Source organism: Klebsiella sp. KPN54798 (assembly GCF_021184225.1).
Classification (GTDB): domain Bacteria; phylum Pseudomonadota; class Gammaproteobacteria; order Enterobacterales; family Enterobacteriaceae; genus Klebsiella; species Klebsiella pneumoniae.
Genome location: NZ_CP089234.1, coordinates 4,600,371 through 4,614,100, shown reverse-complemented (window position 1 = coordinate 4,614,100; position 13,730 = coordinate 4,600,371). Strand labels below are relative to the sequence as shown.

Sequence of the window (13,730 nt, the reverse complement as noted above, 5' to 3'; positions counted from 1 at the left end):
GCCGCGTTTACTTAGAAGATTAATTATGACGTTGTCTCCTTATCTGCAAGAGGTGGCCAAACGCCGCACTTTTGCCATTATTTCTCACCCGGATGCCGGTAAGACCACCATCACCGAAAAGGTGCTGCTGTTCGGACAGGCGATTCAGACCGCCGGTACAGTAAAAGGTCGTGGTTCCAGCCAGCACGCGAAATCCGACTGGATGGAGATGGAAAAGCAGCGTGGTATCTCGATCACCACCTCGGTAATGCAGTTCCCGTATCATGACTGCCTGGTGAACCTGCTGGATACCCCGGGGCACGAAGACTTCTCCGAAGATACCTACCGTACCCTGACGGCGGTGGACTGCTGCCTGATGGTGATTGACGCGGCAAAAGGCGTCGAAGATCGGACCCGTAAGCTGATGGAAGTCACCCGTCTGCGCGATACGCCGATCCTCACCTTTATGAACAAACTCGACCGTGATATCCGCGATCCGATGGAGCTGCTGGATGAAGTCGAGAACGAGCTGAAAATCGGCTGCGCGCCGATTACCTGGCCTATCGGCTGCGGCAAGCTGTTCAAAGGCGTTTATCATCTCTACAAAGACGAAACCTACCTGTATCAGACCGGTAAAGGCCACACCATCCAGGAAGTGCGTATCGTGAAGGGGCTCAACAACCCGGATCTCGACGCGGCGGTGGGGGAAGACCTGGCGCAGCAGCTGCGTGACGAGCTGGAGCTGGTGCAGGGGGCGTCGAATGAGTTCGACAAAGATCTGTTCCTGGCCGGGGAAATCACCCCGGTCTTCTTCGGAACCGCGTTAGGTAACTTCGGCGTTGACCATATGCTGGATGGCCTGGTGGAGTGGGCCCCGGCGCCGATGCCGCGCAACACCGACACGCGTGAAGTCACCGCCACGGAAGAGAAATTCACCGGCTTCGTGTTTAAAATTCAGGCCAACATGGATCCGAAACACCGCGACCGCGTGGCTTTCATGCGGGTGGTGTCCGGCAAATATGAAAAAGGTATGAAGCTGCGTCAGGTGCGTATCGGCAAGGACGTAGTGATTTCCGACGCGCTGACCTTTATGGCGGGCGATCGCTCGCACGTTGAAGAAGCGTACCCAGGCGATATCATCGGCCTGCATAACCACGGCACCATTCAGATTGGCGATACCTTTACCCAGGGCGAGATGATGAAGTTCACCGGTATTCCGAACTTCGCGCCGGAACTGTTCCGTCGTATTCGCCTGAAGGATCCGCTGAAGCAGAAACAGCTGCTGAAAGGGCTGGTTCAGCTCTCTGAAGAGGGCGCGGTCCAGGTCTTCCGCCCGATCGCTAATAACGATCTGATCGTTGGCGCCGTCGGCGTGCTGCAGTTTGACGTGGTGGTAGCGCGTCTGAAAAGCGAATACAACGTGGAAGCGATTTACGAATCGGTCAACGTGGCCACCGCGCGCTGGGTTGAATCTACTGACGTGAAGAAGTTCGAAGAGTTCAAGCGGAAAAATGAAGTTCAGCTGGCGCTGGATGGCGGCGATAACCTGACCTACATCGCCCCGACAATGGTCAACCTGAACCTGACGCAGGAGCGTTACCCTGACGTGGTGTTCCGCAAAACGCGCGAGCACTAATCCCTGACGAAGCGCGGCGCAGGCCGCGCTTTTTTCTGGTTACGCCCCCGTTCCCTTCCTTCTGGAAAGTTCTTAAAACACCGCTAATTCGTCTGTTTTTTATCCATATCCTCCGCAACCCCTTCGTCTGTCTACTATATTTAATTCGTGTTTTTAAAAATGCTGGCGTAATTCACTGCGATAAGACGCCAGCGCTGGTGAAAAAACGAGGACATAACGATGACCAGACTAAAGAATGCCAATATGTTGCTGGCGCTCTTCTTAGGCTTAGCCGCGTTGAACGCCTCGGCAGAGACGGAAAAAACAACGGTAGACAGTGCGAAGTCGGCTGCCAGCAATGCGGGAGAGGCGGTAGATAATTCGATTAACAAAGTCGGCGATTTTATGGACGACAGTACCATTACCGCACGGGTAAAAGCGGCGCTGATCGACCATAAAGATATTAACTCCGGCGATATTTCGGTGAAAACGGAGAATAAAGTGGTCACCCTCAGCGGCGACGTCACCAGTGCTGAACAGAAAAGTCAGGCACTGAGCGTAGCGAAAGAGGTCAAAGGCGTCTCACACGTTAACGACAAGCTGACGGTCCATCATAAATCATCGAGCGAGACGGCGACGCTGAAAGGCTATGCCGGGGATACCGCCATTACCAGCGAAGTGAAAGCCAAGCTGCTGGCGGATGACATTGTCCCTTCGCGCAATGTGAAAGTCGAAACCAACGCCGGCGCGGTACATCTGACCGGTACGGTGGCTTCCGCGGCGCAGGCGGAGCGTGCCGCAGAGATTGCGAAAGCGGTCTCCGGTGTGAAAAGCGTGCGCAACGATCTTAGCGTTAAGTAAACCGAGTTATTAACAAAAGTGTTGTCTGGCCAAGGTTGCCGAACGAATAGCAGCATCCACTGAGCGATGAGCTATACAGAAAGGGTGCGCAAACCGCTGTTCACCGTCCATTATGGTAAGGAGAAAAGTATGTTTCGATGGGGAATTATTTTTCTGGTCATTGCATTAATTGCTGCGGCTCTGGGCTTTGGTGGTCTGGCGGGTACGGCCGCTGGCGCTGCGAAAATCGTCTTTGTCGTCGGGATTATCCTGTTCCTGGTGAGCCTGTTTACAGGACGCAGACGTCCTTAGGCGGCCCGCGATGCGGGCGATACTGAAGCCTAAGCATTTTTACTGACACGTCATCTTACACAAAGCCAGTCCTGAGGACTGGCTTTCGCGGTTTAAGCGGCGGGCAAATTGCGTTACCTTGTCAGGAGAAGATCAATCGAACAGGAAAGCAGGGTGGGGCAACGCATTCCCGTCACGCTGGGCAATATCGCCCCGCTGGCGGTTAAACCCTTCCGACCAGGCAAGCTGGCGCTGGTATGCGAAGGTGGAGGACAGCGAGGGATTTTTACTGCCGGGGTGCTGGACGAATTTATGCGCGCCGGATTTAACCCCTTTGACCTGATGCTGGGTACTTCCGCCGGCGCGCAAAACCTCTCCGCCTACATGTGTAATCAGCAAGGCTATGCCCGCAAAGTTATCACCCGCTACACCACTTCACGCCAGTTTTTCGATCCGATGCGCTTTGTGCGCGGCGGCAACCTTATCGATCTCGACTGGCTGGTTGAGGCCACTTCGCAGCAAATGCCGCTTGCCATGAACTATGCCGAAGCGCAGTTCGCGTTGGGGAAAGAGCTGTGGCTATGCGCTTGCCGCGGTGACGATTACTCCGCCAGCTATTTTTCGCCGACGCCGCAAACGTGGCTGGATCTGATCCGCGCCTCCAGCGCCATCCCCGGCTTTTATCGCAGCGGCGTGTTGCTCGACGGCGTTAGCTACCTGGACGGCGGCGTCAGCGATGCGATCCCGGTGCAGGAGGCGGCCCGCCGCGGCGCCCAGACCATCGTGGTGATCCGTACCGTCCCTTCGCAGATGTTTTATACCCCGCAGTGGTTCAAGCGGATGGAGCGCTGGCTGGGAGAGAGTAGTCTGCAACCGCTGGTCAATTTGGTGCATCATCACGAAACCACCTACCGCGCCATCCAGCAGTTCATCGAGAAACCGCCGGGTAAGTTGCGGATCTTCGAAATCTATCCGCAGCGGCCGCTGCGCAGCATGGCGCTTGGCAGCCGACTACCGGCGCTGCTGGAGGACTACAAAACCGGGCGCCAGTGCGGCCGTTATTTCCTGGCAACGGTGGGTAAACTACTGGCCGACCAGCCGCCGCTGCTGCGCCACGCGCCGCGTATTGCCCGGCCCGCGCCGGTGGTGGTGCCGCCGGTGCCGGTGGCCAATGAAGCGCCCCAGGCGACCATCATTCCTGCGCCCCAGGCGAATGACCCCAGTTTTGATCATGAGGATCTGGCGTGACGCACCGTTTTATCGATACCCACTGTCACTTTGATTTTCCCCCCTTCGCGGCAGATGAGGTCGCCAGCCTGGCGCGTGCGGCGCAGGCCGGCGTCGGGCGAATTATCGTTCCAGCCATCTCTGCTGAGCGTTTTAGCCGCGTGCTGGCGCTGGCAGCTCAGCACGAAGCGCTGTACGCCGCGCTGGGTATGCATCCGATCGTCATCGAAGAGCATACTGATGAGGGACTGGCGCAGCTGGAAGCCTTGATGGCGCAGCGGCCGCCTAAACTGGTGGCGGTGGGAGAGATTGGCCTCGATCTTTATCGCGACGATCCGCAGTTTGATCGTCAGCAGGCGCTGCTGGAAGCGCAGCTGAGGCTGGCGAAGCGTTACGATCTGCCGGTGATCCTCCACTCCAGACGCACCCACGATAAGCTGGCGATGCTGCTGAAAAAACATGCCCTGCCGCGTACCGGAGTCATCCATGGCTTTGCCGGCAGCCTGCAGCAGGCCGAGCGCTTCGTTCAGCTTGGCTATAAGATCGGCGTTGGCGGCACCATTACCTATCCCCGCGCCAGTAAAACCCGTGAAGTGATGGCGCGTCTGCCGCTTTCCGCTCTGCTGCTGGAGACCGATGCGCCGGATATGCCGCTAAATGGCTTTCAGGGACAGCCCAATCGACCGGAACAAGCTGCACGGGTATTTGAGGCGCTGTGTGAACTGCGTCCGGAGTCGCCGGCAGCCATAGAAGAAGGGATCATGCACAATACGCTCGCCTTGTTTTCCCTTCCCCCGGTCTCTGTATGGTGATCGATTTCTCATAATTGTCCATCCATATCATTGATTTGCTTAAAATGTGTGAAGCCAGACGGGCAGGATAGTTTCAGGCCGATATAATCACGCGGTTAGTACTGGACTATCAAAAACACAGGGAATCTGTATGCAAATCCTCATGGGACTTATCGGCATGGTGGCGCTATTGGCCATTGCTGTGCTGCTCTCCAATAACCGAAAAGCCATTAACCTGCGCACCGTGCTCGGCGCCTGGATAATCCAGGTGGGTATCGGCGCGTTAATATTGTATGTACCGGCCGGGCGCGCGGCGCTATTAGCGATGTCGAATGGCGTCGCCAGCGTTATTGCCTACGGCAATGAAGGGATTAGTTTCATCTTCGGCGGGCTGGTCTCCGATAAAATGTTCGAGGTGTTTGGCGGCGGCGGCTTCGTCTTTGCCCTGCGCGTGCTGCCGGTGATCGTCTTCTTCTCGTCGCTGATTGCCGTGCTTTACTACCTGGGCATTATGCAGCTGGTCATTCGCATTCTCGGCGGCGCGCTGCGGGCAGTGCTGAAGACCTCACGTACCGAATCGCTGTCGGCCACGGCGAACATCTTTGTTGGCCAGACCGAAGCGCCGCTGGTGGTGCGTCCTTATATCGCCACCATGACTCGCTCGGAGCTGTTTGCGGTCATGTGCGGCGGCCTGGCCTCGGTGGCGGGCTCGGTACTGGCGGGCTATGCGCAGATGGGCGTTCCGCTGGAGTACCTTATTGCCGCGTCGTTTATGGCGGCGCCGGGAGGCCTGCTGTTTGCCAAAATTATCGTACCGGAAACGGAAAAACCGGACGATAACCCGGCTCATGACAGCCAAAGCGCTGACGCGGATAAACCGGCCAACGTGCTGGATGCCGCCGCCTCCGGCGCCGCGTCTGGTATGCAACTGGCGCTCAACGTCGGCGCGATGCTGCTGGCGTTTATTGCGCTGATCGCCCTGCTGAATGGCATACTCTCCGGCGTCGGCGGCTGGTTTAACCATCCTGAGCTGTCGCTGCAGATGATCCTCGGCTGGATCTTCTCACCGCTGGCGTGGGTGATTGGCGTGCCGTGGCACGAAGCGACGGTGGCGGGGTCGTTTATCGGCCAGAAGCTGATCATTAACGAGTTCGTGGCCTACATGAACTTTGGCGAATATTTAAAGGCGGATGCCGAAGTGGCGGCGGCCGGGCTGCAGGTCATTTCAGATCACACCAAAGCCATTATCTCTTTCGCGCTGTGCGGCTTTGCCAACCTGTCATCGATCGCCATTCTGATTGGCGGACTCGGGGGAATGGCGCCCAACCGGCGGCAGGATATCGCTCAGCTTGGGCTACGTGCGGTAGCGGCGGGGACGCTGTCCAACCTGATGAGCGCCACCATCGCCGGGGTTTTTCTCGCCCTGTAAGCCTGTCTCCTGAACCAGCGGCCACCGTGCCGCTGTTGTTGCTGTAAATGTGATAATTCCATCACCACTCTCTTTTTTGGAAAAAGGTTTATATTTCAATTTGTAGCGTTTTTATTGCCCGTAAGTTGGGCAAAATGTGCGCCACGCTATCGAGTGTACCTGTTATTGTGTGTTAGAATTATCACATTCTCATCGGCGGTATAGTATCGATTATGCTTAAGAGGGGACTAACGATAATTGCTGCGGTATTGAGTGCTAATTTGTGATTTTAATCACGTTACAGTAATGCAAGTTAGTAAGTAGTTTTCATTAACTGTGATGAATGTCGAAGTGTAACGACGAGCGAATGTTACAATAGTAACAGACTCGCAAGGTGAACAAACTATTGATCCGGCATGACGCCGGCGGAGTATGAAATGACTGATTTAAAAGCAAGCAGCCTGCGCGCGTTAAAACTGATGGACCTGACCACTCTGAATGACGACGACACCAATGAGAAAGTCATTGCCCTGTGTCATCAGGCGAAAACGCCGGTGGGTAACACCGCGGCGGTCTGCATCTACCCGCGCTTCATCCCGATCGCCCGTAAAACGCTGAATGAGCAGGGGACGCCGGATATTCGCATCGCCACGGTCACCAACTTCCCGCACGGGAATGACGATATCGACATTGCGCTGGCGGAAACCCGCGCGGCGATCGCTTACGGCGCTGACGAAGTGGACGTGGTCTTCCCGTACCGCGCGCTGATCGCCGGCAACGAGCAGGTCGGTTTCGAGCTGGTGAAAGCCTGTAAGGAAGCCTGTGCGGCGGCTAACGTGCTGTTGAAAGTGATCATCGAAACCGGTGAGCTGAAAGAAGAAGCGCTGATCCGTAAAGCGTCTGAAATCTCTATCAAAGCCGGGGCCGATTTCATCAAAACCTCGACCGGTAAAGTGCCGGTGAATGCCACGCCGGAAAGCGCGCGCATCATGATGGAAGTGATCCGCGATATGGGCGTTGAGAAAACCGTTGGCTTCAAACCGGCGGGCGGCGTGCGCAGCGCGGAAGACGCGCAGCAGTTCCTGGCGATCGCTGATGAACTGTTCGGCGCCGACTGGGCCGATTCTCGTCACTATCGTTTTGGCGCATCCAGCCTGCTGGCTAGCCTGTTGAAAGCCCTGGGTCACGGCGACGGCAAGAGCGCCAGCAGCTACTAATCCCTTGATTTGCCGGATGGCGCTGCGCTTATCCGGCCTACGAATTGATGCCTGTAGGCCGGATAAGGCGCTCGCGCCGTCATCCGGCAATTTATTCTCTTTGGGAGGTTACCGTGTTTCTCGCACAAGAAATTATTCGTAAAAAACGTGATGGTCAGGCATTAAGCGATGAAGAGATCCGCTTTTTCATCAACGGCATCCGCGACAATACTATCTCTGAAGGGCAGATCGCCGCGCTGGCGATGACCATCTTCTTCCACGATATGTCTATGCCGGAGCGCGTTTCGCTGACCATGGCGATGCGGGATTCCGGTACCGTTCTGGACTGGAAAAGCCTCAACCTTAACGGTCCAATCGTCGATAAACACTCTACCGGCGGCGTCGGGGATGTCACTTCGCTGATGCTGGGGCCGATGGTGGCCGCCTGCGGTGGTTACGTACCGATGATCTCCGGCCGCGGCCTCGGCCATACCGGCGGTACGCTGGACAAACTGGAAGCGATCCCGGGCTTCGATATCTTCCCGGACGACAACCGCTTCCGCGAGATTATTAAAGATGTTGGCGTGGCAATTATCGGGCAGACCAGCTCCCTTGCCCCGGCCGACAAACGTTTCTATGCCACCCGCGATATTACCGCGACGGTGGACTCCATCCCGCTGATTACCGCCTCGATTCTGGCGAAGAAGCTGGCGGAAGGGCTGGATGCGCTGGTGATGGACGTCAAAGTCGGCAGCGGCGCCTTTATGCCGACTTATGAACTCTCTGCCGCGCTGGCCGAAGCGATCGTGGGTGTCGCCAACGGCGCCGGCGTGCGCACCACCGCGCTGCTGACCGATATGAATCAGGTACTGGCCTCCAGCGCCGGCAACGCCGTTGAAGTTCGCGAAGCGGTGCAGTTCCTGACCGGCGAATATCGCAACCCGCGCCTGTTCGACGTGACAATGGCGCTGTGTGTGGAAATGCTGATCTCCGGCAAGCTGGCGGCGGACGATGCCGAGGCGCGCGCGAAGCTGCAGGCGGTGCTGGATAACGGTAAAGCGGCGGAAGTGTTTGGCCGCATGGTCGCGGCGCAGAAAGGGCCGAGCGACTTTGTCGAGAATTATGCTAATTATCTGCCGACGGCGATGCTGAGCAAAGCAGTCTATGCTGATACCGAAGGTTTTATCAGCGCGATGGATACTCGCGCGCTGGGCATGGCAGTGGTTTCTATGGGCGGCGGCCGCCGTCAGGCATCGGACACCATTGACTATAGCGTTGGCTTTACCGAGATGGCGCGTCTGGGTGACCGCGTCGACGGACAGCGTCCGCTGGCGGTGATCCATGCCAAAGACGAGAACAGCTGGCAGGAGGCCGCGAAAGCGGTCAAAGCGGCCATTAAACTGGACGATAAAGCCCCGGAAATTACACCGACAGTCTATCGCCGTATCACTGAATAGCGATATACTGATCTGATCGCTTTTTTGCAGCGCAAGATGTATGGAGAACAAGATGAAACGTGCATTTATCATGGTGCTGGACTCCTTTGGGATTGGCGCAACGGAAGACGCAGACCGCTTTGGCGACGTCGGCGCCGATACGCTGGGCCACATTGCAGAAGCCTGCGCCAAAGGCGAGGCTGACCACGGCCGCAAAGGCCCGCTGAATTTACCGAACCTGACCCGTCTGGGTCTGGTGAAAGCGCATGAAGGCTCCACCGGTAAAATTGCCGCGGGTATGGATGGCAATGCCGAAGTGATTGGCGCCTATGCCTGGGCGCATGAACTTTCTTCCGGTAAAGATACCCCGTCCGGCCACTGGGAAATCGCCGGCGTGCCGGTGCTGTTTGACTGGGGCTACTTCAGCGACCAGGAAAACAGTTTCCCGCAGGAGCTGCTGGATAAGCTGGTGAAACGCGCCAACCTGCCGGGCTATCTCGGCAACTGCCACTCCTCCGGGACGGTGATCCTCGATCAGCTCGGCGAAGAGCATATGAAAACCGGGAAACCGATCTTCTATACCTCCGCTGACTCGGTGTTCCAGATCGCCTGTCACGAAGAGACCTTTGGCCTCGACAAGCTGTATGAACTGTGCGAAATCGCGCGTGAAGAGCTGACCGAAGGCGGCTATAACATTGGTCGCGTGATTGCTCGTCCTTTCGTGGGCGACAAAGCCGGTAACTTCCAGCGTACCGGTAACCGTCACGACCTGGCGGTAGAGCCGCCGGCGCCGACCGTGCTGCAGAAGCTGGTCGACGAGAAAAACGGCCACGTGGTGTCCGTGGGTAAAATCGCCGATATCTACGCCAACTGCGGTATCACTAAGAAAGTGAAAGCCACCGGGCTGGACGCGCTGTTCGACGCGACCATCAAAGAGATGAAGGAAGCGGGCGACGAGACTATCGTCTTCACTAACTTCGTCGATTTTGACTCCTCCTGGGGCCACCGTCGTGACGTCGCTGGCTACGCGGCGGGTCTGGAGCTGTTCGACCGCCGTCTGCCGGAGCTGATGGAGCTGGTTGGTGAAGACGACATTCTGATCCTCACCGCCGACCACGGCTGCGACCCGACCTGGACCGGTACCGACCACACCCGCGAGCATATCCCGGTGCTGGTGTACGGCCCGAAAGTGAAACCAGGTTCGCTCGGTCACCGTGAAACCTTCGCGGACATCGGCCAGACTATTGCGAAATACTTTGGTACGTCTGACATGGAATATGGCAAAGCCATGTTCTGAGGTCATTGCCCGGTGGCGCACAGCGATCCGGGCCTACGGTTTGTAGGCCGGGTAAGGCGTAGCCGCCACCCGGCAAAAACAACAATGTAAAAGGAACTGAAGATGGCAACTCCTCACATTAACGCAGAAATGGGCGATTTCGCTGACGTCGTTTTGATGCCGGGCGACCCGCTGCGCGCGAAGCACATTGCAGAAACCTTCCTCGAAGACGTGCGTGAAGTGAACAACGTGCGCGGCATGCTGGGCTTCACCGGTACCTATAAAGGCCGCAAAATCTCCGTGATGGGCCACGGGATGGGTATCCCGTCCTGCTCTATCTACACCAAAGAGCTGATCACCGATTTCGGCGTGAAGAAAATCATCCGCGTGGGCTCCTGCGGCGCGGTGCGTGAAGATGTCAAACTGCGTGACGTGGTGATCGGCATGGGCGCGTGCACCGACTCTAAAGTGAACCGTCTGCGTTTCAAAGACCATGATTTTGCGGCGATTGCCGATTTCGGCATGGTGCGTAATGCGGTAGACGCGGCGAAAGCGCTGGGCGTTGACGCGCGCGTCGGCAACATCTTCTCCGCAGACCTGTTCTATACGCCGGACCCGTCCATGTTCGACGTGATGGAAAAATACGGCATTCTGGGCGTGGAAATGGAAGCGGCGGGTATCTACGGCGTGGCGGCGGAGTTCGGCGCGAAAGCGCTGACCATCTGCACCGTCTCCGACCACATCCGTACCCACGAGCAGACCACTGCCGCTGAACGTCAGACCACGTTCAACGACATGATCAAAATCGCACTGGAATCCGTGCTGCTGGGCGATAAAGAGTAAGAGCTGTTGTGCCGGGTGGCGGCTTCGTCTGACCCGGCCTACGGTTTTCCTGGCCCGCTAAGCGCAGCGGGCTTTTTTTATCAGCGCACTGCGCCGGCAATCCACGCCGACAGTTCTTTCAGTTCCGCTTCCTGCTCCGGGAAATCGCCGACCAGCGCCTCGCACTGCTGCTGTAATACTTCTGCCCGATACTGACAGCCGACTAAGCGTGCCGCCAGGGCCTCCAGCGGCGCCGGGTTCAGGCTATCGGTAAAGGCCTGCGCGCGGGTGATATGCCCTTTTTCGACGTCAAAATGCAGCTCAACGCCGCCCCAGCGAAAGCGCTCGTCCAGAAGATGAGAGAAGGCCGGCGCCTGGCCGAAGTTCCACTCCCAGCTGCTCTGACGGGCGAAAGTCTCAGCAAAATTTGGTAGATCCGGCGTGTTGTCCGGGGAGATCACCTCGGCGTCCACCCGTTCGCCGTAATGGCTGAAGAATGCTTCCTGGATCGCCTCGCAAACTTGCTGATGGGTAATGCCCGGCAGCAGCTCAACCAGGTTCGCCACCCGTCCGCGCACCGAGGTAATGCCTTTAGCCTGCAGCTTTTTCTGGTCCGGGTTGAGGTAGTTGGCGAGACGGCTTAAATCGGCGTTGAGCAGCAGGGTACCGTGATGAAAACCGCGGTCCATGGTTTCACGATAGGCGGAGCCGGAGACTTTGCGGTCGCCGCTGTCGGTTTTGACCACCAGATCGTTGCGCCCGGAGGCTTCGGCGGTTACGCCGAGTGAATTAAGCGCCGTCAGCACAATAGCGGTGGAGACGGTTTTGTCGTACTCCGGTTTGCCTGCCATAAAGGTAAAGCAGGTATTGCCGAGGTCGTGGAACACCGCGCCGCCGCCGCTGCTGCGACGGGCCAGCCGCACATGGTCTTCTTCCATGCGGCGGGTATTACACTCCTTCCACGGGTTCTGCGCGCGGCCGATGACCACGGTATCGGCATTGCGCCACAGGAACAGCACCCGCTGGGTGGCGGGCATCTGGCGGAAAATGCACTCCTCGACCGCCAGGTTGAACCACGGGTCGTAAGAGTCAGAGAGCAGGAGGCGCAATGTGGACATTATAGATTTCCTTTCTTTTCATCGTCTTCATCCTCAACCGGCTTGTTGGCGGTGAGCAGGAAAGGCGATTGCTGCCAGCGGGTGCGTTTGCCCTGCAGCAGCGTGCGGGTCAGTACCACGCCGATAGCCAGGGACAGTAACAGCATCAGGCGTAAGATATTGGTGGTATTATCCACCTGCTTCGCCTCGGTCGCCAGGGTATGAGTATCGAGGGTCAGACGCAGGTAGCCCAGCGGGCCGTTTTTTCCTGGCACCGGTTCGACAATCTGCTGGTTGAAGTAGCCGCCGGCTTTTTTACCATCCAGCGCCAGCCGGTCGCGAACCTCGACGCTTTCGCCAGAGCGCGCCACCAGGTCGCCCTGTTCGTCATATACCCCGGCGTCCAGGACGCGGCTGTTATGGGTTAGCTGGGTCAACAGCTGATTGATGCGCTTCTCGTCAGGCGTCTCGCTGCGCATCAGCGGCGCGAGATTCAGCACCACCTGCTGCGCCAGCGTGCGGGCCAGCTCTTCCAGCTGCGGATTGCGTTGTTTCTGACTGTTCTGACTGAACCACGAAGCGCCCTGCATCAGCGCGACGAGCAGGGCGAGACAGATAAGAACAATGACCGCACGATGCAGCCGGAATTTCAGTTTTGCGCGAACCATATTCCACCTTTGAAAATTTGCAGCTTAATGTTGCCAGAAGCGCTGGTTACAAGGTAGCCTCATGCGTTATTTTCCTCGCCTGAATGAAGAGATGTGGAGCCGTAATGCCTAACAGTTTGACCTGGTGCGACCTGCCTGAAGACGTTTCCCTGTGGCCTGGGTTGCCGCTTTCCCTGAGCGGCGACGAGGTCATGCCGCTGGATTATCACGCCGGGCGCAGCGGCTGGCTGCTGTATGGTCGCGGTCTGGATAAACGTCGGCTGACGGCGTGGCAGCGTGAGCTGGGCGCCGCGTTAGTGATCGTTGCCTCCTGGGTGGTCGAGGATTACCAGGTGATCCGTCTGGCCGGTTCGCTGACTCCCCGTGCGACGCGACTGGCGCATGAGGCGGGGCTGGACGTCGCGCCATTGGGTAAAATTCCCCATTTGCGCACCCCGGGCCTGCTGGTGATGGACATGGACTCCACGGCGATTCAGATCGAATGCATCGATGAGATCGCGAAACTGGCCGGCACCGGCGAGCTGGTCTCGGAAGTGACCGAGCGGGCGATGCGTGGCGAGCTGGACTTCACCGCCAGCCTGCGCCAGCGCGTGGCGACGCTGAAAGACGCCGATGCCAGTATTTTGCTGCAGGTTCGCGACGCGCTGCCGCTGATGCCGGGCCTGGCGCAGCTGGTGCTCAAGCTGGAAACGCTGGGCTGGAAAGTGGCGATCGCCTCCGGCGGTTTCACCTTCTTTGCCGAATATCTGCGCGACAAACTGCATCTCGACGCGGTATTCGCCAATGAGCTGGAGATCCGCGACGGCAAGCTCACCGGCAACGTGCTCGGCGATATCGTCGATGCGAAATATAAAGCCAATACGTTGCGCAAGCTGGCGGAAAAGTATGAGATCCCAACGGCGCAAACCGTGGCTATCGGCGATGGCGCCAACGACCTGCCGATGATTAAGGCAGCAGGGCTTGGCATCGCCTATCACGCGAAGCCCAAAGTGAATGAACAGGCGGAAGTGACTATCCGCCACGCTGACCTGATGGGGGTATTCTGTATCCTCTCGGGCAGCATGAACCAAAAGTAAGAGGTAAA

The 13,730-nt window shown here is 57.6% G+C and carries 13 protein-coding genes; 11 read left to right on the top strand and 2 right to left on the bottom strand.

Going from position 1 to position 13,730, the window contains the following annotated elements; genetic code table 11:
* The first annotated feature begins 25 nt into the window (after positions 1 to 25).
* From prfC to deoD, 10 genes are all read left to right on the top strand, one after another.
* On the top strand, positions 26 to 1,615 hold the full coding sequence (prfC, locus tag LPQ25_RS22145) for a peptide chain release factor 3 (RefSeq protein WP_002887711.1): 1,590 nt from the start codon (positions 26 to 28) through the stop codon (positions 1,613 to 1,615).
* Positions 1,616 to 1,834: 219 nt separating this feature from the next.
* A complete protein-coding gene (gene osmY / locus LPQ25_RS22140; protein WP_004146042.1) occupies positions 1,835 to 2,455 on the top strand; it encodes a molecular chaperone OsmY in 621 nt (206 codons plus the stop codon).
* Between the two features lie 129 nt (positions 2,456 to 2,584).
* The gene (locus LPQ25_RS22135) at positions 2,585 to 2,746 is read left to right on the top strand and encodes a DUF1328 domain-containing protein (protein WP_002887716.1); all 162 of its coding nucleotides are present in this window, start codon (positions 2,585 to 2,587) and stop codon (positions 2,744 to 2,746) included.
* A 153-nt stretch (positions 2,747 to 2,899) separates the two neighbouring features.
* Positions 2,900 to 3,973 (top strand): patatin-like phospholipase family protein, encoded by a 1,074-nt coding sequence (locus LPQ25_RS22130; RefSeq protein WP_004146038.1) that lies wholly within the window; start codon positions 2,900 to 2,902, stop codon positions 3,971 to 3,973.
* Positions 3,970 to 4,764, top strand: coding sequence for a metal-dependent hydrolase (locus LPQ25_RS22125; protein ID WP_004192101.1), 795 nt, complete (start codon positions 3,970 to 3,972; stop codon positions 4,762 to 4,764). The genes LPQ25_RS22130 and LPQ25_RS22125 overlap by 4 nt, the downstream gene beginning before the upstream one ends.
* A gap of 130 nt (positions 4,765 to 4,894) precedes the next feature.
* Entirely contained in the window at positions 4,895 to 6,172 is a 1,278-nt protein-coding gene (locus tag LPQ25_RS22120; protein ID WP_004146034.1) for a NupC/NupG family nucleoside CNT transporter, read from the top strand.
* Positions 6,173 to 6,588: 416 nt separating this feature from the next.
* On the top strand, positions 6,589 to 7,368 hold the full coding sequence (gene deoC / locus LPQ25_RS22115; protein ID WP_002887784.1) for a deoxyribose-phosphate aldolase: 780 nt from the start codon (positions 6,589 to 6,591) through the stop codon (positions 7,366 to 7,368).
* 113 nt (positions 7,369 to 7,481) lie between these two features.
* Positions 7,482 to 8,804, top strand: coding sequence for a thymidine phosphorylase (deoA, locus tag LPQ25_RS22110; RefSeq protein WP_002887787.1), 1,323 nt, complete (start codon positions 7,482 to 7,484; stop codon positions 8,802 to 8,804).
* 52 nt (positions 8,805 to 8,856) lie between these two features.
* A complete protein-coding gene (deoB, locus tag LPQ25_RS22105; protein ID WP_004151380.1) occupies positions 8,857 to 10,080 on the top strand; it encodes a phosphopentomutase in 1,224 nt (407 codons plus the stop codon).
* A gap of 102 nt (positions 10,081 to 10,182) precedes the next feature.
* Positions 10,183 to 10,902 carry a purine-nucleoside phosphorylase gene (gene deoD / locus LPQ25_RS22100; protein ID WP_002887789.1) on the top strand — a complete coding sequence of 240 codons (720 nt, stop codon included), beginning with the start codon at positions 10,183 to 10,185 and terminating at the stop codon, positions 10,900 to 10,902.
* Between the two features lie 80 nt (positions 10,903 to 10,982).
* Here the strand turns inward: deoD and lplA are convergent, their stop codons facing one another.
* On the bottom strand, positions 10,983 to 11,999 hold the full coding sequence (lplA, locus tag LPQ25_RS22095; protein ID WP_004146971.1) for a lipoate--protein ligase LplA: 1,017 nt from the start codon (positions 11,997 to 11,999) through the stop codon (positions 10,983 to 10,985).
* Positions 11,999 to 12,646 (bottom strand): YtjB family periplasmic protein, encoded by a 648-nt coding sequence (locus LPQ25_RS22090; RefSeq protein ID WP_002887794.1) that lies wholly within the window; start codon positions 12,644 to 12,646, stop codon positions 11,999 to 12,001. The genes lplA and LPQ25_RS22090 overlap by 1 nt, the downstream gene beginning before the upstream one ends.
* A 104-nt stretch (positions 12,647 to 12,750) precedes the next feature.
* Between LPQ25_RS22090 and serB the strand changes: the two genes are divergently transcribed.
* Positions 12,751 to 13,722, top strand: a complete 972-nt coding sequence (serB, locus tag LPQ25_RS22085) for a phosphoserine phosphatase (RefSeq protein ID WP_004177487.1) — start codon at positions 12,751 to 12,753, stop codon at positions 13,720 to 13,722.
* The last annotated feature ends 8 nt before the right edge of the window (positions 13,723 to 13,730 follow it).

Coding starts and splice junctions, on each gene's coding strand:
- prfC (WP_002887711.1), top strand. CDS start 26: ATGACGTTGTCTCCTTATCTGCAAGAGGTGGCCAAACGCCGCACTTTT.
- osmY (WP_004146042.1), top strand. CDS start 1,835: ATGACCAGACTAAAGAATGCCAATATGTTGCTGGCGCTCTTCTTAGGC.
- LPQ25_RS22135 (WP_002887716.1), top strand. CDS start 2,585: ATGTTTCGATGGGGAATTATTTTTCTGGTCATTGCATTAATTGCTGCG.
- LPQ25_RS22120 (WP_004146034.1), top strand. CDS start 4,895: ATGCAAATCCTCATGGGACTTATCGGCATGGTGGCGCTATTGGCCATT.
- deoC (WP_002887784.1), top strand. CDS start 6,589: ATGACTGATTTAAAAGCAAGCAGCCTGCGCGCGTTAAAACTGATGGAC.
- deoB (WP_004151380.1), top strand. CDS start 8,857: ATGAAACGTGCATTTATCATGGTGCTGGACTCCTTTGGGATTGGCGCA.
- deoD (WP_002887789.1), top strand. CDS start 10,183: ATGGCAACTCCTCACATTAACGCAGAAATGGGCGATTTCGCTGACGTC.
- lplA (WP_004146971.1), bottom strand. CDS start 11,999: ATGTCCACATTGCGCCTCCTGCTCTCTGACTCTTACGACCCGTGGTTC.
- LPQ25_RS22090 (WP_002887794.1), bottom strand. CDS start 12,646: ATGGTTCGCGCAAAACTGAAATTCCGGCTGCATCGTGCGGTCATTGTT.
- serB (WP_004177487.1), top strand. CDS start 12,751: ATGCCTAACAGTTTGACCTGGTGCGACCTGCCTGAAGACGTTTCCCTG.